The organism is Frigoribacterium sp. PhB160 (assembly GCF_003751785.1).
In the GTDB taxonomy this organism is placed as follows: domain Bacteria; phylum Actinomycetota; class Actinomycetes; order Actinomycetales; family Microbacteriaceae; genus Frigoribacterium.
Window position 1 is genome coordinate 1,058,538 of sequence record NZ_RKIE01000001.1, and the last position, 19,163, is coordinate 1,077,700.

At 74.2% G+C, this 19,163-nt stretch carries 17 protein-coding genes; 15 read left to right on the forward strand and 2 right to left on the reverse strand.

The window, feature by feature from the left end; genetic code table 11:
• The first annotated feature begins 61 nt into the window (after positions 1-61).
• From leuC to EDF38_RS05020, 6 genes are all read left to right on the forward strand, one after another.
• Positions 62-1,561: a 3-isopropylmalate dehydratase large subunit gene (gene leuC, locus EDF38_RS04995; RefSeq protein WP_233572223.1), complete on the forward strand. Its 1,500-nt coding sequence runs from the start codon at positions 62-64 to the stop codon at positions 1,559-1,561.
• Positions 1,561-2,157: a 3-isopropylmalate dehydratase small subunit gene (gene leuD, locus EDF38_RS05000; RefSeq protein ID WP_123354245.1), complete on the forward strand. Its 597-nt coding sequence runs from the start codon at positions 1,561-1,563 to the stop codon at positions 2,155-2,157. Before leuC ends, leuD begins: the two co-directional genes overlap by 1 nt.
• Entirely contained in the window at positions 2,158-3,525 is a 1,368-nt protein-coding gene (murA, locus tag EDF38_RS05005) for a UDP-N-acetylglucosamine 1-carboxyvinyltransferase (RefSeq protein WP_123354246.1), read from the forward strand.
• Positions 3,526-3,532: 7 nt separating this feature from the next.
• A complete protein-coding gene (locus EDF38_RS05010) occupies positions 3,533-4,387 on the forward strand; it encodes a 1-acyl-sn-glycerol-3-phosphate acyltransferase (RefSeq protein WP_233572225.1) in 855 nt (284 codons plus the stop codon).
• A gap of 97 nt (positions 4,388-4,484) precedes the next feature.
• The gene (locus EDF38_RS05015) at positions 4,485-5,468 is read left to right on the forward strand and encodes an NAD(P)H-dependent glycerol-3-phosphate dehydrogenase (RefSeq protein ID WP_199734653.1); all 984 of its coding nucleotides are present in this window, start codon (positions 4,485-4,487) and stop codon (positions 5,466-5,468) included.
• Positions 5,469-5,559: 91 nt separating this feature from the next.
• Positions 5,560-6,672, forward strand: coding sequence for a D-alanine--D-alanine ligase family protein (locus EDF38_RS05020; protein WP_123354247.1), 1,113 nt, complete (start codon positions 5,560-5,562; stop codon positions 6,670-6,672).
• 21 nt (positions 6,673-6,693) lie between these two features.
• On the opposite strand, the gene EDF38_RS05025 is transcribed toward EDF38_RS05020, so the two are convergent.
• Positions 6,694-7,233, reverse strand: coding sequence for a DUF3515 family protein (locus tag EDF38_RS05025; protein WP_123354248.1), 540 nt, complete (start codon positions 7,231-7,233; stop codon positions 6,694-6,696).
• A 24-nt stretch (positions 7,234-7,257) separates the two neighbouring features.
• Here EDF38_RS05025 and thiL point away from each other — a divergent pair, with 24 nt between their 5' ends.
• A complete protein-coding gene (gene thiL / locus EDF38_RS05030; RefSeq protein ID WP_123354249.1) occupies positions 7,258-8,331 on the forward strand; it encodes a thiamine-phosphate kinase in 1,074 nt (357 codons plus the stop codon).
• A gap of 40 nt (positions 8,332-8,371) precedes the next feature.
• Here the strand turns inward: thiL and rsmD are convergent, their stop codons facing one another.
• Complete coding sequence (gene rsmD, locus EDF38_RS05035) at positions 8,372-8,938, reverse strand: 16S rRNA (guanine(966)-N(2))-methyltransferase RsmD (RefSeq protein ID WP_123354250.1); 567 nt, start codon at positions 8,936-8,938, stop codon at positions 8,372-8,374.
• Between the two features lie 130 nt (positions 8,939-9,068).
• Here rsmD and EDF38_RS05040 point away from each other — a divergent pair, with 130 nt between their 5' ends.
• The 8 genes from EDF38_RS05040 (at position 9,069) to rpmF (ending at position 19,135) form a co-directional block, all read left to right on the forward strand.
• Complete coding sequence (locus tag EDF38_RS05040; RefSeq protein WP_158613316.1) at positions 9,069-10,775, forward strand: acyl-CoA dehydrogenase family protein; 1,707 nt, start codon at positions 9,069-9,071, stop codon at positions 10,773-10,775.
• 65 nt (positions 10,776-10,840) lie between these two features.
• Positions 10,841-13,048, forward strand: coding sequence for an ATP-dependent DNA helicase RecG (locus EDF38_RS05045; protein ID WP_123354252.1), 2,208 nt, complete (start codon positions 10,841-10,843; stop codon positions 13,046-13,048).
• 74 nt (positions 13,049-13,122) lie between these two features.
• Positions 13,123-13,632 carry a pantetheine-phosphate adenylyltransferase gene (gene coaD, locus EDF38_RS05050; RefSeq protein ID WP_123354253.1) on the forward strand — a complete coding sequence of 170 codons (510 nt, stop codon included), beginning with the start codon at positions 13,123-13,125 and terminating at the stop codon, positions 13,630-13,632.
• Positions 13,629-14,660 carry an AAA family ATPase gene (locus tag EDF38_RS05055; RefSeq protein WP_370275535.1) on the forward strand — a complete coding sequence of 344 codons (1,032 nt, stop codon included), beginning with the start codon at positions 13,629-13,631 and terminating at the stop codon, positions 14,658-14,660. Before coaD ends, EDF38_RS05055 begins: the two co-directional genes overlap by 4 nt.
• 2 nt (positions 14,661-14,662) lie before the next feature.
• Positions 14,663-15,916, forward strand: a complete 1,254-nt coding sequence (locus EDF38_RS05060; protein WP_123354254.1) for a DUF58 domain-containing protein — start codon at positions 14,663-14,665, stop codon at positions 15,914-15,916.
• On the forward strand, positions 15,909-18,263 hold the full coding sequence (locus tag EDF38_RS05065; RefSeq protein WP_123354255.1) for a DUF3488 and transglutaminase-like domain-containing protein: 2,355 nt from the start codon (positions 15,909-15,911) through the stop codon (positions 18,261-18,263). Before EDF38_RS05060 ends, EDF38_RS05065 begins: the two co-directional genes overlap by 8 nt.
• Before the next feature lie 77 nt (positions 18,264-18,340).
• Positions 18,341-18,862 carry a DUF177 domain-containing protein gene (locus EDF38_RS05070; protein ID WP_123355036.1) on the forward strand — a complete coding sequence of 174 codons (522 nt, stop codon included), beginning with the start codon at positions 18,341-18,343 and terminating at the stop codon, positions 18,860-18,862.
• 69 nt (positions 18,863-18,931) lie between these two features.
• Positions 18,932-19,135: a 50S ribosomal protein L32 gene (gene rpmF, locus EDF38_RS05075; RefSeq protein WP_123354256.1), complete on the forward strand. Its 204-nt coding sequence runs from the start codon at positions 18,932-18,934 to the stop codon at positions 19,133-19,135.
• Positions 19,136-19,163 lie beyond the last annotated feature (28 nt).

Sequence of the window (19,163 nt, forward strand, 5' to 3'; positions counted from 1 at the left end):
AGGAGGCGCTGGCGTAGACTTCGACGATCATTCCGACCGAGATGCTGGAGAGGGCGTGCCCGTGGGCAGGACGCTTGCCGAGAAAGTGTGGGACGACCACGTCGTCGTCAAGGGCGAAGACGGGGCCCCCGACCTCCTCTACATCGACCTCCACCTCGTGCACGAGGTCACCAGCCCGCAGGCCTTCGACGGCCTGCGCCAGGCGGGTCGACCGCTCCGCCGCACCGACCTGACGATCGCGACGGAGGACCACAACACGCCGACGCTCGCCATCGACCGGCCGATCGCCGACCTCACGAGCCGCACGCAGATCGAGACGCTGCGCCGCAGCACGGCCGAGTTCGGCGTGCGCCTGCACCCCCTCGGCGACGCCGAGCAGGGCATCGTCCACGTCGTGGGCCCGCAGCTCGGCCTGACCATGCCGGGCATCACCGTCGTCTGCGGCGACTCGCACACCTCGACGCACGGCGCCTTCGGCGCCATGGCGTTCGGCATCGGCACGAGCGAGGTCGAGCACGTCATGGCGACGCAGACGCTCCCGCTCAAGCCGTTCAAGACCATGGCGGTGACCGTCGAGGGCACGCTGCGCCCGGGTGTGACGGCGAAGGACATCATCCTCGCGGTCATCGCCCAGATCGGCACCGGCGGCGGCCAGGGCTACGTGCTCGAGTACCGCGGCAGCGCGATCCGCGCCCTCTCGATGGAGGGGCGCATGACGATCTGCAACATGTCGATCGAGGCCGGCGCCCGCGCGGGCATGGTCGCGCCCGACCAGACGACCTTCGACTACCTCGAGGGCCGCGACCACGCCCCCACGGGCGCCGACTGGGAGGAGGCCGTCGCCTACTGGCAGACCCTCCCCACCGACGACGACGCCGTCTTCGACGCCGAGGTCTTCCTCGACGCCGACGCGCTCGAGCCGTTCGTCACCTGGGGCACGAACCCCGGCCAGGGCGTGTCGCTCAGCGACTCGGTGCCCGACCCGTCCGCCGTCGACGACCCGAACGAGCGCGCCGCCGCCGAGCGGGCCCTCGAGTACATGGCGCTGACGGCCGGCACCCCGATGAAGGAGATCCCGGTCGACGCGGTCTTCATGGGCTCGTGCACGAACAGCCGCATCGAAGACCTGCGGGCCTTCGCCTCGATCGTCGAGGGCAAGACCAAGGCCGAGGGCGTCCGCGTCATGGTCGTCCCGGGCTCGGCCCGCGTGCGGCTCGAGGCGGAGGCCGAGGGCCTCGACAAGGTCTTCACCGACTTCGGGGCCGAGTGGCGCTTCGCCGGCTGCTCGATGTGCCTCGGCATGAACCCCGACCAGCTCGCCCCGGGCGAGCGCTGCGCGTCGACGAGCAACCGCAACTTCGAGGGTCGCCAGGGCAAGGGCGGTCGCACGCACCTCGTGTCGCCGCTGGTCGCGGCGGCCACGGCGGTCCGCGGAACGCTCTCGTCCCCGTGGGACCTCGAGCACGACGATCTCCCCGGCGGCGCGTCGGCCGCGTCGTCCGCCGGCGGGACGCCGATCCACGACGCCCTCGAGGCCGAGCTGTCCGGAGGCGCGCGCTGATGCAGAAGTTCACCACCGTCACCGGCGTGGCCGCCCCCCTGAAGCGGTCGAACGTCGACACCGACCAGATCATCCCGGCGGAGTTCCTCAAGCGCGTCACCAAGACCGGCTTCGAGGACGCCCTGTTCTTCTCGGCCCGCCAAGACCCCGACTTCGTGCTGAACCGGCCCGAGTACCAGGGCGCACGCGTCCTCGTGGCGGGGCCCGACTTCGGCACCGGGTCGAGCCGCGAGCACGCCGTCTGGGCGCTCCGCGACTTCGGCTTCGACGTCGTGCTGAGCTCGCGCTTCGGCGACATCTTCCGCGGCAACTCGGGCAAGCAGGGCCTGCTCAGCGCGGTCGTGGCCGAGGACGACGTCGAGCGGCTCTGGGCCGCGATCGACGCCGAGCCCGGCGTCGAGATCGTCGTCGACCTCGAGGCGCAGACCGCCGCGATCGGGGCGCTCAGCGTGTCGTTCGAGGTCGATGCCTACACTAAGTGGCGTCTCCTCGAAGGCCTCGACGACATCGGGCTGACCCTCCGCGACGAGGCCGCCATCACAGAATTCGAATCCCGCCGCGCCGCCTGGCGCCCGAAGACATTGCCGGTGAAGTAAGTGAACTCTCTTGTCCAAGACGCAGCAGCTGCGGGAGCCCGCGTGGGCCTGAAATCCGACGAGATCGTCATCCGCGGCGGCAAGCCGCTCATCGGTCGCATCGAGGTGCGCGGGGCCAAGAACCTCGCGACGAAGGCCATGGTCGCCGCCCTGCTGGGCGACACCCCGAGCATCCTCCGCGACGTCCCCGACATCAGCGACGTCAACGTCGTCCGCGGGCTGCTGTCCGTGCACGGCGTCCGCATCACCGACCCCGCCCGCGGCGAGATGATCCTCGACCCGTCGAACGTCGAGTCGGCCCACTTCGCCGAGATCGACGCCCATGCGGGCTCGAGTCGCATCCCGATCCTGTTCTGCGGGCCGCTGCTCCACCGCCTCGGCGAGGCGTTCATCCCCGACCTCGGCGGCTGCCGCATCGGCGACCGCCCGATCGACTTCCACCTCGACGCCCTCCGTGCCTTCGGCGCCGTGGTCGACAAGTCGTACAACGGCATCCACCTCACCGCGCCCGACGGCCTCAAGGGCGCCAACATCGAGCTGCCCTACCCGAGCGTCGGCGCGACCGAGCAGGTGCTCCTCACGGCCGTGCTGGCCGACGGCGTCACCGAGCTCCGCAACGCGGCCATCGAGCCCGAGATCATGGACCTCATCGCGATCCTGCAGAAGATGGGCGCCGTCGTCTCCGTCGAGCCGAACCGCGTCATCTTCATCGAGGGCGTGAAGAGCCTCCGCGGCTACACGCACCGAGCGATCAACGACCGCAACGAGGCCGCGAGCTGGGCCTCGGCCGCGCTCGCCACGGGCGGCGACATCTTCGTCGAGGGCGCCGACCAGAAAGACCTCATGACGTTCCTCAACGTCTTCCGCAAGGTCGGCGGCGACTTCGACGTCCATGAAGACGGCATCCGCTTCTTCCACCCCGGCGGCGAGCTCAAGCCCGTCGTGGTCGAGACCGACGTGCACCCCGGCTTCATGACCGACTGGCAGCAGCCGCTCATCGTCGCCCTCACGCAGGCCGAGGGCACCTCGATCGTCCACGAGACGGTCTACGAGAACCGCTTCCAGTTCACCGAGGCGCTGAACGACATGGGCGCGCAGATCGTCGTCCACAAGGACGGCCTGCCCGGCCACGACCGTCGCGTGGCCCGCCGCGAGTTCGAGCAGGCCGCGGTCATCACCGGCCCGACCAAGCTCCACGGTGCCGACATCCGCGTCCCCGACCTCCGCGGCGGCTTCAGCCACCTCATCGCGGCGTTGACGGCCGAGGGCGAGTCGAAGATCAGCAACGTCGGCATCATCAGCCGCGGCTACGAGCACTTCATCGCCAAGCTCCGCAAGCTGGGCGCCGACTTCGACTTCCAGGGCTGACCGACCGGTGAGCGACGCCGACCACGACCAGGACGCGGCCGGCACGACCGGGTCGGCCCGCGCCTCCTCGTCGGCCGTCGACCGACCCGTCGTGCAGACCGCACGACGGGTCGGTCGGTTCGGCCGCGGCAAGGAGAAGAGCGCGGTCTTCCGCGGGGTCGCCGCCGTGGGCGCCCCGCTCTTCGACCGGCTCGCGCGGCTCGACATCCGCGGCGGCGAGAAGCTGCCCGCCGAGGGTGCATTCGTCCTCGCGCCGAACCACTACACGAACATCGACCCCGTCGTCGTGGCGCGGGCCATGTGGCAGCTCGGCCGCGTGCCGCGCTTCCTCGCCAAGGCGTCGTTGTTCCGCGTCCCCGTCTTCGGGCGCCTCATGCACGCCATGGGCCACGTGCCCGTCGAGCGGGGCGGCCGGACCCACGCGAGCGACCCCCTCGCGGCGGGCCGCGCCCTGGCCTCGAGCGGCGGGGGCGTCATCATCTACCCCGAGGGGACGCTGACCCGCGACCCCGACCTCTGGCCCATGAAGGGCAAGAGCGGGGCCGTCCGCCTCGCGGTCCAGGCCGGCGTGCCGCTCGTGCCGATGGCCCACTGGGGCAGCCAGCAGGTCATGGGCCGGTACTCGGCCAAGATCAGCCTCTTCCCGCGCAAGCGCATCACCGTGGCGATCGGCGACCCGATCGACCTGTCGGCCTTCCGCGGGCGACACCTCGACCAGGCGGCCTGGGCCGAGGCGACGGCGCTCGTCATGCGGGGCATCACCGACCTGCTCGAGGAGCTCCGGGGCGAGGCCGCCCCGGCGTCCCCGTGGGACCCGCACGAGAAGAACCAGAAGGAGACCGGCCGCTTTGAGCAGATCTGACACGCGCGAGGACGCCCTCGGGGCCCTCGGCGAGGGCGCCGTGACGACCGAGGCGATCTCCGTCGTCCTGCGGAACGCGATCCCGCGCACCGTCGCCGTGCTCGGCTCGGGCAGCTGGGGCACGACCTTCGCCAAGGTGCTCGCCGAGGGCGGCGCCGACGTGACGCTCTGGGCCCGGCGCCCCGAGGTCGCCCGCGAGATCACCGAGAGCAAGCGCAACACCGACTACCTGCCCGGCATCAACCTGCCGCGCACGCTGGTCGCGACGACCGACGTCGCCGCCGCCCTCCGGGGCGCCGAGCAGGTCTACGTGTCGGTGCCCAGCCAGACCCTGCGCGAGAACCTGCGGGCCATCCGCGACGTCGTGCCCCACGGCGTGCCGGTCGTCAGCCTCATGAAGGGCGTCGAGAAGGCCACGGGCCTCCGCATGAGCGAGGTCATCGCGCAGGAGCTCGCGATCGACCCCGACCTCATCGCCGTGGCGTCGGGGCCCAACCTCGCCCTCGAGATCGCGAAGCGCCAGCCGACGGCCGCCGTCGTGTCGTCGGCCAGCATGGAGACCGCGACCGCGGTCGCCGCGACGGCCACGAACCCCTACTTCCGCTCGTTCGTCAACACCGACGTCATCGGCACCGAGTTCGGCGGCGTGCTGAAGAACCTCATCGCGGTCGCCGTCGGCATCGTCGACGGGGTCGGCTACGGCGAGAACACGAAGGCCTCGATCATCACGCGCGGCCTCGCCGAGATGACGGCGTTCGCGGTCTCGTTCGGGGCCAAGGCCGAGACGCTGGCGGGCCTCGCGGGCCTCGGCGACCTCATCGCCACCTGCGAGTCGCCGCTGTCGCGGAACAACACGGCCGGGCGCCTGCTCGGCCAGGGCTACGCCTTCGGCGACGTCGTCCGCCAGATGGACCAGACCGCCGAGGGCCTCTCGTCGGTGGCGCCGATCCTCGAGCTGGCGGCCTCCCGGGGCGTCGACATGCCCATCGTGACGCAGGTCGCCGGGGTGCTCGCCGGTACGCTGGACCCCCGGAACATCGCCCCGCACCTCACCGAGACCGACGAGCCCCAGGGCGAGTAGGCCGCGGGGGCCGGGGCCGTGAGCTCCGCCACGACCGCCACCGCGCCTCCCCGGGTCATCCCGACCTCGGCGCCGCACGCCAGGAGTCCCCATGACCCGCGACACCCCCGCCCCCGGCCGCACCCGCGTCGTCCTGCTCTTCGGCGGCCGGTCGAGCGAGCACGCGATCAGCTGCGCGACCGCCAGCGGCGTGCTGGGCGCGATCGACCGCGACCGCTTCGAGGTGGTGCCGGTGGGCATCACCCGCGACGGCGCCGTCACGCTGCAGCCCGACGACGCGGCGCTCTTCGCGCTCGACGCCGAGCAGCTGCCCGAGGTGCGCGACAACGGCACGCGCGTGCGCTGGCCGGAGACGGCGGGCAGCCGTGAGCTGACCGTGACGGAGCCCGACGGCAGCTCGCGCCTGCTCGGCGAGGTCGACGTCGTCTTCCCGATCCTGCACGGCCGCTTCGGCGAGGACGGCACCGTGCAGGGCCTGCTCGAGCTCGTGGGCCTGCCGTACGTGGGGGCCGGCCTGCTCGCGTCGGCCGTCGGCATGGACAAGCACTTCACCAAGACCGTGCTGCGGGAGGCCGGCATCGCCGTCGCCCCGTGGCGGACGGTCCGGGCCCGTGAGTGGGCCGCGTCGCCCGAGGCCGTGGCCGCCGAGGTGGCGTCGCTCGGGTTCCCGCTCTTCGTCAAGCCGGCCCGCGCCGGCTCCAGCGTCGGCGTCTCGCGCGTCGACGCGCCCGAGCAGCTCGCCGCCGCCATGGCGGTCGGCCTCGCCGAGGACGTCAAGGTGCTCGTCGAGGCGGGCGTGGTCGGCCGCGAGCTCGAGTGCGCCGTGCTCGGCGGCCGCGACGGCGGAGCCCCGCGCACCAGCCTCGCGGGCGAGATCGTGCTCGGCGCCGACGGCTTCTACGACTTCGAGTCGAAGTACCTCGGCGGCGACGGTGCCGGCCTCGTCTGCCCGGCGCCCCTCGCCGACGACGAGCTCGCCGAGATGCAGCGGCTCGCCGCGCTGGCCTTCGAGTCCGTCGACGGCACGGGCCTGGCCCGCGTCGACTTCTTCCTCACCGACGAGGGCTGGGTCGTCAACGAGATCAACACGATGCCCGGCTTCACGCCGATCTCGATGTTCCCGGCCTGCTGGCTCGCCAGCGGGCTCAGCTACCCCGAGCTCATCACCGAGCTGATCGAGCTGGGGCTCGAGACCGACCGCTAGACCGACGGGGCCGCGGTCGGCTCAGGAGGTCGGGGTCGCGGACGGCTCGCCGTCGGTGCCGGCCCCCGGCAGGTCGCCCGCGCCGACGCAGGCGCGGCCGTCGCCCGGGAGGTAGCCGACCGCGTCGGCGAGGTCGAAGAGGACGGTGCTGCCGACCTCCGCCGTCACGATGACCTCGACGGCCGGCGTGCGGCCGTAGGTCGTGAAGACGAAGGTGTCGGGATCGTCCTGTGCCTGGTCGACGAGCCAGTCGACGCCGTTGATCGGGTAGCACGGCAGGTCGGAGACGGCGGGCGCCTCGACGCCGCAGCGCAGCAGCACGGCGGTCGGCGTGCCCCAGGCCCCCGTCGACTGGGCGTCGGTCTCGCGGATGTCGTAGGGCGAGCTCTCGGGCCCGACCTCCTCGGGCAGGTGCACGACCACCTGCGCGCAGTCCGGGTCGTTCGCGTCGGCCGCGGCCGTCATCGGCACGGCGGCCGTGCAGCCGGCGACGGCCGGCGCGAGGAGGGCCGCGAGGGCGACGAGGAGGGGCAGGCGGAGGCGCCGGGCAGGGCTGGACATCGGGTCCAGGCTACCGTCGTGCACATGCACCCCACCTCCACGTCCGTGCCCGGCACGACCTCGCCCGACGCGACCGGGCACGGCGCCGTCCGGTCGACCGCCGAGCCCGACACCGTCGGCTCCGCGGGCGAGACGGCCACCCTCGCGCGCATCCTGCCCCGCCTGCCCCGCGGCCTCGACACGCAGCTCGGCCCGGGCGACGACGCCGCCGTCGTGGCCGCCCCCGACGGGCGCTTCGTCGTGACGACCGACCTCATGGTGCACGGCCCCGACTTCCGCCGGGCCTGGTCGACGCCGCACGACCTGGGCTGGAAGGCCGCCGCCTCGAACCTCGCCGACGTCGCGGCCATGGGTGCCCGGCCGACGGCCCTCGTGGTCGCCCTCGCCGTGCCGGCCGACACGCCCGTGGGCGACCTCGAGGCCCTCGCCGACGGCCTCCGCGACGCGTGCGCCGTCATGGCGCCCGGCTGCGGCGTCGTGGGCGGCGACCTCTCGGTCTCGGCCGCCTTCACGATCGCCGTGACCGCGTTCGGCGACCTCGAGGGCCGCCCGCCAGTACGCCGCGACCGGGCCCGCCCCGGCGACGTCGTCGCGGTCTCGGGCGCGCTCGGCCGGGCCGCGCGCGGGCTCGAGCTGCTCTTCCGCCTCGGCGTCGACCACGCCGGGGAGCCCGACGCGGTCCTCGCCCGGGCCCTGCGCGACCGCGACGCCGACGTCGGCTGGCAGCTGGCCCCCACGCCGCCCGTCGCCGACGGCGTCGCGGCGGCCACGGCGGGGGCGACCGCGATGCTCGACCTCAGCGACGGCCTCGCCCTCGACGCCGGACGCGTCGCCCGGGCCAGCGGCGTCGTGCTCGACCTCGACTCGGCGACGCTCGGCGACGAGCCGGGCGCCGCCCTCGGCGGGGGAGAGGACCACAGCCTCCTGGCCACGTTCCCGCCCGGGGCGACGCTGCCCGGCGGGTTCCGCCCGATCGGCGTCGTCCGTGCCTCCGGCGAGACCGCGGGAGGCGCCCCCCGCGTCACCGTCGACGGCCGCGACCTCGACGCCGAGGGCGGGTGGGACCCGTACCGCCTCTGGAGCGGTCGGCAGGGCTGAGGGCCGACCCGCGCCTCCGGCGGGGACGGCGACTCGGGGGCTAGTCGCGCAGGGCGTACCAGACGGTCGTGTCGCCGTACTTCTTGGACGTGTCGACGCCGAGGCCCGCGGGCCAGGCGGGCTCACCGTCGCGCGCGGCCCGCTCGACGACGACCAGGCCGTCGGGAGCGAGCGACGGCAGCAGGGCGGCGAGGTCGGCCCCGAGGTCCGCCGCCGAGAGCTCGTAGGGCGGGTCGAAGAAGACGAGGTCGACGGGCGCGGCGCTGCCGACGAGGTACGAGCGCACCGGCTGGGCGACGACGTCGACCCGCGGGGCCCGGCCCCGCGGGGCGCGGGCGAGGACGGCGTCGACGTTCTTCCGCAGCGCCTTGGCCGCCGCCGGCGCCTTGTCGACGAGCACGACCGAGGCCGCCCCGCGGGACGCGGCCTCGAGGCCGAGCCCGCCCGTGCCGGCGTAGAGGTCGAGCACCCGGCGCCCCGCGATCTCGTCGCGCGCGTCGAGGGACGAGAACAGGGCCTCGCGCACCCGGTCGCTGGTCGGGCGGGTGCCCGCCCTCGGGACGGCCAGGGACAGGTTGCCGGCGAAGCCGGAGATGATGCGGGACACGCCCCCATCCTGGTGCATGGCGTGCGCCGTTCGAGCAACCCGACAACCCGGTCCGACCCGGGCCCCGTCGACGTCGTGGGACCCGCACAACGAAGTTGGCAGCTCCCGCCCGCCGGGGCAGCATCGCGGGATGACCAGCGTCGACCGCACCGTGAGGCCCTCGTTCACCAAGCAGATGTTCGCCGGACGGGTGGCGTCCGAGCTCGTCCTGCCCTTCCCGCACCTCGCCGCCGACGAGCGCGCCCGCACCGACGCGGCCGTCGCCTCCGTGCGCGAGGTGCTCGCCGGCCACGACCCGCTGCGGGCCGAGCGCGAGGGCTGGGTCGGCGACGACCTGATCCGCGAGCTCGGCGACCGCGGACTCACGGGCCTCTTCGTCGCGGAGGAGTACGGCGGCCTCGGGCTCGGCCAGAGCGGCTACTGCCGCGTCATGGAGGAGTTCGGCCGCGTCGACGGCGCCCTCGCCGTGGTCATGGGCGTGCACCAGTCGATCGGCACGAAGCCGCTGCACCTCTACGGCACCGACGACCAGAAGGCCCGGTGGCTGCCCGACCTCGCGAGCGGCCGCAAGCTCGCCGCCTTCGTGCTCACCGAGCCGGGCGTCGGCAGCGACGCCTGGGCCCTCGAGACCCGGGCCGAGCGGCAGGCGGACGGCAGCTGGGTGCTGAACGGCGAGAAGCGCTGGATCGGCAACGGCGACAAGGACGTCCTCACGGTCTTCGCCCAGAGCGACCTCGGCCACGTCGCGCTCATCGTCGAGAAGGGCGCCGAGGGGCTGAGCACCGGACCGCGCTTCGAGACGCTCGGGCTGAAGGCCAACCACCTGCAGCGGGTGCGCTTCACCGACGTCCGGGTGTCGGCCGAGAACCTGCTCGGCGAGCCCGGCGACGGCTTCCGCATCGCGATGAACACCCTCAACAACGGCCGCATGTCGATGGGCACCTCGATCGCGGGCGGCATGAAGCGCTTCCTCGAGCTGTCGGTCGAGCACACGGAGGCGCGACGCCAGTTCGGCCGGCCCCTCGCCGACTTCGAGATGGTCGGCGACAAGCTCGCCTGGATGACCGAGCAGATCTACGGGCTCGAGTCGATGTCGTACCTCACCACCGGCCTCGTCGACCGCGGCGACGCCGACTTCGCCCTCGAATCGGCCATGACCAAGGTGGTCGCGAGCGACACCGGGTGGTTCGCCCTCAACCGCGCGGTGCAGCTGCACGGCGGAGAGGCCTACATGGACGGCCACCCGCTCTCGAAGGCCCTCCGCGACTTCCGCATCTTCCCGATCTTCGAGGGGGCGAACGACGTCATGCGCGCCTTCGTCGCCCTCAACGGCCTCAAGGCGCTCAGCGAGGAGCTGCCCGACGTCGCCTCGCTGCGCCTCGGCGACCCGGGCCGGGCCATCGGCATCCTCGCGCCGTACGTCGCAGGACGCGTGCAGCGGCGCCTCTCGCCCGAGCGCCCGGTCGGCGTCCACCCGGGCCTCGCCCGGCCGGCGGCGGCGGTGGGCGAGCAGGTCGCGCGGCTGCGCGAGCGCGCCGAGGCCGCGCTCCGGCGGCACGGCAAGGGCATCGCTGAGAAGCAGCTCGTCCAGAAGCGCCTCGCCGAGGCCGCGGCCGGCGTCTACGCGCAGACGGCCGTGCTCTCCCGGGCCACGGCGGCCCTGCAGGAGGCGCGACCCGGCGCCGACGACGAGCGTCACCTGGCCGTGGGGTTCTGCAAGCGGTCGGCACGGGAGGTCGCGCGGCAGCTGCGGGCGACCGAGGTCGACGACGACGGGCACGGCGCGGCGCTCGCGGCGGCGACCCGCGCCTCCGGCGGGTACGCCTTCGGCCTCTGACGACCCCGGGCGGGGGAGGCGCGCGGCAGGCCTCCGGTGTCGGCGGCGGGCAGTAGCGTGGTCGGGTGCCTGACTCACCCCTCGACGCGTCGCTGTCCGGCGCGCTCGGCGGCCGGACGGCCCAGGCCCTGCAGAAGGCGTTCGGGGTGCGCACGGTGGGCGACCTGCTGGTGCACTACCCCCGGCGCTACGCCCGACGCGGCGAGCTGACGGCCCTCGACAAGCTGCCGCTCGGCGAGGCCGTGACGATCGTCGCCCAGGTGCTCGACGTGCGCGAGCGGACCATGCGGGCCCGCCGCGGGTCGATCCTCGAGGTGCGCATCGGCGACGGCGAGGGCATCCTCACGCTCACCTTCTTCAACCAGGCCTGGCGCGCCAAGGACCTCGTGCCCGGTGCGCGGGGCATCTTCGCGGGCAAGGTGGGCGACTACCGCGGCCTGCGTCAGCTGGCGCACCCCGACTACGAGCTGTTCGACGCCGCGCACGAGGCGGTGGCCGGGGTGGGCGACGCCACGGCGCAGGCCTGGGCGAGGCAGCCGATCCCGATCTACCCGGCCAGCGCCTCCGTGGCGTCCTGGCAGGTGCAGCGCTCCGTCGAGGTCGTCCTCGACACGCTGCCGCCGCTCGACGACCCGGTGCCCGCGTCGGTGCGGGCCGAGCTCGGGCTGGTGCCGCTCGGCGAGGCGTACGAGCTCGTGCACCGGCCCGAGGCCGACCGCGACCACCTGCGCGGCCGGGACGCGCTGCGCTTCCAGGAGGCGTTCGTGCTGCAGGCCGCCCTGCTGCAGCGCCGGGCCGCGCTCCGCACCTCGAGGGCGACCCCGCGCCCGGCGGCCGCCGACGGCCTGCTCGCGGGCTTCGACGCGGCCCTGCCCTTCGGCCGGACGGCCGACCAGCTGCTCGTCGGCGACGAGATCACGCGCGACCTCGAGAGCGACGTGCCGATGAACCGGCTCGTGCAGGGCGAGGTCGGCTCGGGCAAGACGCTCGTCGCGCTGCGGGCGATGCTCGCGGTCGCCGAGAGCGGAGGGCAGTCGGCGCTGCTCGCGCCGACCGAGGTCCTCGCGGCGCAGCACCTCCGGTCGATCGTGGCGACCCTCGGGCCCGACCTCGCGGCGCGCCTCCGACCGATGTTGCTCACCGGCCAGCTGTCGACCGCCGAGCGCAAGCGCGCGCTGCTCTCCGTCGTCAGCGGGCAGGCCCGCCTCGTCGTCGGCACGCACGCGCTGATGAGCGAGGCCGTGGGGTTCTACGACCTCGGCCTCGTCGTCGTCGACGAGCAGCACCGCTTCGGCGTCGAGCAGCGCGAGGCCCTCCGCGCGAAGGGCGCCACGCCGCCCCACGTGCTGGTGCTGACGGCGACGCCGATCCCGCGCACCGTCGCGATGACCGTCTTCGGCGACCTCGACGTGTCGACCATCACCGAGCTGCCGGCCGGGCGGCAGCCGATCGAGTCGTTCGTCGTGCCGCTCGCCGACCACCCCGGCTGGGCGGGCCGTGTCTGGCAGCGCTCGGCCGAGGAGGTCGCGAAGGGCCGCCAGGTCTTCGTCGTCTGCCCCGCGATCGACGCCGTCACGGTCGAGGTCGGCGACGACGACGACGCGGCGGGCGAGGCCGAGCCCGGGCAGGGCGCCGAGCCCGGGCAGGGCGTCCCGCCCGAGCGGGCCAGCGTCGAAGGGGTGCTCGCCCTCACCCGCACGCTCCCCGTGCTCGCGGGCCTCCGCGTCGAGGCCCTGCACGGTCGCATGTCGGCCGACGAGAAGGACGCCGTCATGCAGCGCGTCGCGCGCGGCGAGATCGACGTGCTCGTCGCGACGACGGTCATCGAGGTGGGCGTGGACGTGCCGAACGCCTCGACCATGGTCGTCCTCGACGCCGACCGCTTCGGCGTCTCGCAGCTGCACCAGCTGCGCGGCCGGGTCGGCCGGGGCGGGCACCCGGGCCTGTGCCTCCTCGTCACGCACGCCCCCCTCGAGACGGTCGCCCGCGAACGCGTCGACGCCGTCGCCGCGACGCTCGACGGCTTCGAGCTGGCGCAGGTCGACCTCGAGCTGCGACGTGAGGGCGACGTGCTCGGCAGCCTCCAGTCGGGCGGTCGCTCCTCCCTCCGGCTGCTGCGCGTGGCGACCGACGGCGACCTCATCACGACCGCGCGCGAGCACGCGGCCGAGCTCCTCGACGGCGACCCGACGCTGAGCGGCCACCCCGCGCTCGCCGACGCCCTCGTGCGTCGGCTCGACGACGCCGACCGCGACTTCCTCGGCAAGAACTGAGCCGGCGACGGCGCCGTCTCCGAGTTCGCCCGGCACGGCGGGGGGCGTCCGGGAGCAGCGGCTAGGGTGAGCGGATGAGCAGGATCGCCGTCGTACCGGGCTCGTTCGACCCGGTCACCCTCGGTCACGTCGACGTGATCGACCGGGCCGCCCGCGTCTTCGACGAGGTGCACGTGCTGGTCGTCCACAACCCCGACAAGTCGGCCCTGGTGCCCCTCGACGACCGTGTCGCGTTGCTCGAGCGTTCGCTCCGCGAGGCGGACCTGCCCGCCACGGTGACGGTCCACAGCTGGAGCGCCGGCCTGCTCGTCGACTACTGCACCGAGGTCGGCGCGTCGGTGCTCGTCAAGGGCATCCGGTCGCAGGTCGACGTGGCCTACGAGACGCCCATGGCGATCATGAACCGCAGCCTCGCGGGGGTCGAGACCGTCTTCCTCCTGCCCGACCCCGCCCACGCCCACGTGTCGAGCTCGCTCGTGCGGCAGGTCTCGTCCCTCGGCGGCGACGTGCGGCCCTACGTACCCGCGGCGGTGGCCGCCTGGCTCGCCGACCGATCCGCCCGACCCGACCCGGAGCACCGATGACCACGACCAGCAGCGACCCGATCACCGACGACCGGGCCCGCGACCGCGGCGACGTCGACGTCATGCCCCTCTCCGAGGTGCAGGCGGCGGCCCGCAGCGTCATGGAGGCGGTGGCCACGGTCATCGACGGCAAGGACGGCGCGATCAGCACGGCCATGACCGTCCTCCTCGCCGAGGGGCACCTGCTCATCGAGGACGTGCCGGGCGTCGGCAAGACCCAGCTCGCCCGGGCGCTCGCCAAGGCGGTCGACGCCACGGTGACGCGCATCCAGTTCACCCCCGACCTGCTGCCGAGCGACATCACCGGCGTCTCCGTCTACGACCGCGACCGCGGCGGCTTCGAGTTCAAGCCGGGCCCGGTCTTCGCGAACGTCGTCATCGGCGACGAGATCAACCGGGCGTCGCCGAAGACGCAGTCGGCCCTGCTCGAGAGCCTGGAGGAGCGCCAGGTCACCGTCGACGGCGTCACGCACCCCCTGCCCGACCCGTTCCTCGTCGTCGCGACGCAGAACCCGGTCGAGATGGAGGGCACCTACTCGCTGCCCGAGGCGCAGCGCGACCGGTTCATGGCGCGCATCTCGCTCGGCTACCCCGACGCAGCGAGCGAGCTGCGCATGCTCCAGCAACGCGAGCGCGTGAGCCCGCTCGACGTTCTGCAGCCCCTGCTGTCCGTGCGCGACCTGACGCGCATGATCGCCTCGGTGCGCACCGTCTACACGTCCGAGCTCGTCGAGCGCTACGCCGTCCGCATCGTGCAGGCCACCCGCCAGCACCCCGACGTCCGGCTCGGGGCGAGCCCGCGGGCGACGCTGCAGCTGATGCGGGCCTCCAAGTCGTGGGCCGCGCTCAACGGCCGCGGCTTCGTCGTGCCCGACGACGTCGACGCCATGAGCGGGCCCGTGCTCGGGCACCGCATCATCCTCGCCGGGCGTGCCGGCGCCGGGGCCGTCTCCGCCGCCTACGACGTCGTCGCCGACGTCGTGGGCTCGACCGACGTGCCGCTCGGCGACGCGGCCGACCGACGCTGACCGTGGCCCTCGGGGGAGCACCTCGTCCGACCGCACGCGGCCTCGGCGTCGTCCTGGCGGGCGTCGGCCTCGCCGCGGGCGGCTCGCTCGTCGAGTCGCCGCCGCTCGTCTTCGCCGGGGCGAGCCTCGTGGCGCTCGTCGTCGTCGTGGCGGTGTCGCTGCTGTTCCGCTCCGCCGACGTCGCGGTGAGCCGCCGCTTCTCGCCGACGCGCGGGGTCGCCGGCTGGTCCGTGGTCGAGACCGTGGGCATCGCCCCGCGGGGCCGCGGGCACGACGTCGCCCTCCGCGAGCAGGTGCCGTGGCGGCGGACGACCGGCTCAGGGGCGGTGCCGGTCTCGCTCGTGCCGGGCCGCACCTCCTCGGCGGTCTTCCGTCACGGCGACCTGCCGCGCGGCCGGCACCGGGTCGGGCCCCTCCAGGTCGACCTCGTCGACGCCTTCGGGGTGGCCCGCCGCCGGGTGGTCGCCCCCGGCGTCGCCGAGTTCGTCGTGGTGCCCGAGGCCGTCGACCTCGGGCTCGCCCGCGAGTCACGCGCCCTCGGCGACGGGGCCACCCGCCAGCGCGAGCACAGCCTCGCCGGCGGCGAGGACGACCCGATCACGCGGGAGTACCGCCGGGGCGACCCGATGCGCCGCGTGCACTGGAAGGCCAGCGCGCGGCACGGCGAGCTCATGGTGCGCCAGGAGGAGCAGCACGGCCTGCCCAGCGTGCGGCTCGTCGTGGCCACGCGCTCGGACGGCTGGGCCGACGCCTCCTCGACCGCCGAGGGACCCACGAGCGACGCGTTCGAGTGGGCCCTCTCGGTCGTCGCGACCCTGGGCGTCGAGTGGGGCCACGCCGGGTCGGTCGCGGTCGTCGCGTCGCCGCGGGGCGACCTCGTCGCCCGGCACGACCCGGACTCGACCGGCGCCTTCCTCGAGACGCTGGCCGACGTGCGCCTCGACGACGAGACCGAGGCCGCGGCGGATCCCCCCGCGGCCCGCGAGCCGGTCGTCGCAGTGGTCTCGGCCCTCACGCCCCTCGACCTCGACTCGCTGTCGCGATCGCGCGCCGTGGGCTCGTCCGCGGTCGCCCTCGTCGTGTCGCCGCCCCTCGGGTTCACCGAGGCGGCCCGGGGCGACGCCGAGCGCGCACGCGTCGTGCCGCCCGCCGAGGTCGTCGCCGCCCTCCGGTCGACCGGCTGGCGCGTCGTCGAGGCGTCCTCGGACGAGGCCGTCGGCGACGTCGTGCGCGAGGCGGGGCTGCTCCGTGACTGACCGCGCCGTCGTCGAGCGCCGTCCGACCGGCCCTCGATCGACCGATCGTCGCGCGGGCGACCGGGCCGGGGCCGACCGGGCGGCGCCCACCGACGCCCGATGGGGGTCGACCCTGCTCGTCTGGCTGACGTTCGTCGCCTCCCTCGCCAGCCTGTCGTCGCTCTTCCAGGGCGCAGGCTGGTGGGCGGCCGGTGCCCTGGTCTCGGCCGTCGTCCTGGGCGTCTCGCTCCTGCTCCGCGCGCTGCGCGCCTCCCCGCTCGTGGGCTGGCTCCTCGGCCTCGCCTCGGGCCTGGTCGTGTCCACCGCGCTCGTGTCCGGCGGCACGGCCGTGCTCGGCGTGGTGCCGACGGGCGCCACCCTGCAGCGCTTCCGCGACCTCGGCGACCAGGCCGCACTCACCATCGTCGAGGGTTCGGCCCCCGTCGAGGTCTCGGACGGGATCCTCGGCACCGTCGTCGTCGCCGTGCTCGCCGTGGCCGTCGTCATCGACCTCGTGTCGAGCGTCGGACGCATGCCGGGCCTCACCGGGGTCTTCCCGGGCATCGTGCTCGCGGTGCCGGCATTCGTGCCGACGGCCGAGACCCGGTGGCCCTGGGTGGTGCTGACGGTGCTGCTCTACCTGGTGCTGCTCATGGTCTCCACGGGCCGACGGCCCACGGCCGCCGGGGTCGTGGGCGGCGTGGCCGCGCTCGCCCTCGCCGGGCTGGCCACGACCCTCGTCCCGCTCGGCGGCGTCTCGCCGCTCACCGGCGTGGCCTCGGGCACGGGCCTCGCCACCGGGGTCAACCCGATCGTGAACCTCGGCGACGACCTCCGACGGGGCGCGCCGGTGACGGTGCTGTCGTACCGGTCGTCGGACGCCGACGGCACCTACCTCAAGCTCGTCGACCTCGTCGACTTCTCCGGTCGCAGCTGGAGCCCGGCCGAGACGGCCGACGACGCGGGCCAGCCCCTCGACGCGCTGCCGGAGGCACCCGGCGTCGACCCCGACACGACCCGGCGCCAGGTCGAGACCCGGGTCACCGTCGGCGCGCTCCGCAGCCCGTACCTGCCCCTGCCCGTGCCGCCGACGGAGATCACGGGCCTCGACGACGACTGGACCTACGTCGACGAGTCGGGCGTCACCGTCCGCAGCGACGGCGAGAGCACGCAGGGGCTCGAGTACGTCGTCCGCAGCCGCCCCGTCGCGCCGACGCGCGACGAGGTCGTCGCGACCCTCGGCGAGACCGGCGACGACATGGCCGCGTACCTGTCCGTCGACGGCGTGCCCGAGAGCGTGACCGCGCTGGCGGCCGAGGTGACCGCGGACGCGGCCAACCCGTTCGACGCGGCCGTCGCCCTGCAGGACTACTTCCGCGACGGCGACTTCACCTACTCCGAGCAGACCCCGGTCGAGCAGGGGTACGACGGCAGCGGCCTCGAGATGGTGCAGTCGTTCCTCGACGTCAAGAGCGGCTACTGCGTCCACTTCGCCTCGGCGATGGCGGTCATGGCCCGCACGCTCGGGATCCCGTCCCGGATGGCGGTCGGCTTCCTGCCGGGCTCACTGACCGGCACGGGCGACTCCGAGACGTGGTCGGTGAGCAGCGACGACCTGCACACCTGGCCCGAGCTGTGGTTCCAGGGCCTCGGCTGGGTGCCCTTCGAGCCGACCGTGGGCCTCGGCGCCCCGCAGTCGTTCCTCCGCGAGACCGGCGTCGAGCCGACCGCGGCACCGTCCGACGCGGCCTCGGCCACCCCGACCCCGCCGCCCGGCGTCGACCAGACGACCGGGCCGACGGCTCCCGGCGCCTCCGTGACCCCGTCCGGCGACGCCACCGCCGGGGGAGCGGCGGGCTCGGGCGGCGCCGCACCGCTCGGTGCCGGGCTCCTGGCCCTGGTCGTGCTCGCGGCCGCGCTCGTCGTGCCCTCCGGGATGCGGGCCGGTCGGCGACGTCGCCGCCTGGCCGCCGACCCGCCCGACGCGCTGGCCGCCTGGCGCGAGGTCCTCGACACCGCCCGCGACCTCGGGATCGACGTGCCGCCCGGGGCGACCCCCGCCACGGCCGCCGCGCGGCTCGCCGACCGGGTCGGCGGGCCGGGCTCCCCGGGTGCCGCCCGCCCGTCCTCGGGGGCCGACCAGGCCGCCGGGACCACGGAGGCGCGGCTCGCCCTCGACCGTGTGCTCGCCGCCCTCGTCGCCGAACGGTTCGCGGCCGGTCGGGCGCCCGCCTCCGTGGGCGAGGACGCCCGCGTCGTCGTGGACGCCCTCCGCGCCTCCTCGTCCCCCGGGCGTCGGCTGCGGGCCGTCTTCGCGCCCCGCTCGCTGGCGGAGCGGAAGGCGGCGCCGGCCCGGGTCGGAGCGTAAACTCTCCCCTCGTGTCCCACTTCACCCCCACCCCCTACACGCTGACGGTCTACGACCTGCTGCACCGAGCGGGCGAGATGCGCGAGCACTCGATCGACGTGACGGTGCCCGAGAAGCTCGGCGAGGCGCAGATCTCGGTCGCGGCCGGGGCGCCCCTCGAGCTCGACGTCCGTCTCGAGGGCCTGCACGACGGCATCCTCGCGTCGGGCCACGTGTCGGCGACCGCGACCGGCGAGTGCAGCCGGTGCCTGAAAGCCGTGTCGCAGCCCATCGAAGTCGATTTCGCCGAGCTTTTCGCGTACGATGTCGACGAAGCTTTTGACTACCAGGTTCAAGACGATCACGTGGATCTTGAACCTGTGGTCAGAGACGCAGTGGTCCTGTCACTGCCCTTCCAGCCGGTCTGTCGACCGGACTGCCCTGGACTCGACCCGGTGACGGGCGAACGAGTCGAGGACATCCCCGACTACCGACCCCGTGAAGACGTCGACCCGCGCTGGTCGGCCCTCGCAGGGTTCCAGGCTGAATCGGCTCCCGCCGACGGCACGTCATCGGGGTCGGGTCGCACCGACTCCGACGCCACCGGCGAGCAGCACTGACACCGCCGCGTCACCCCACCACGTCAGACCAGGTACCCGCGAGGGCGCCGCAACAGAGAAGAGAAGCCCATGGCAGTTCCCAAGCGGAAGCAGTCACGCGCCAACACCCACGCCCGTCGCTCGCAGTGGAAGGCCACGCCCGTCCAGCTGGTCAAGACCATCGAGAACGGCAAGGTCACCTACAGCCTCCCGCACCGCGCGAAGGTCGTCGAGGACAGCGCCGGCACCGCTCTGTACATGGAGTACAAGGGCCGCAAGGTCGCCGACGTCTGACCACGCCCAGCGTGATCACGTCCCCCAC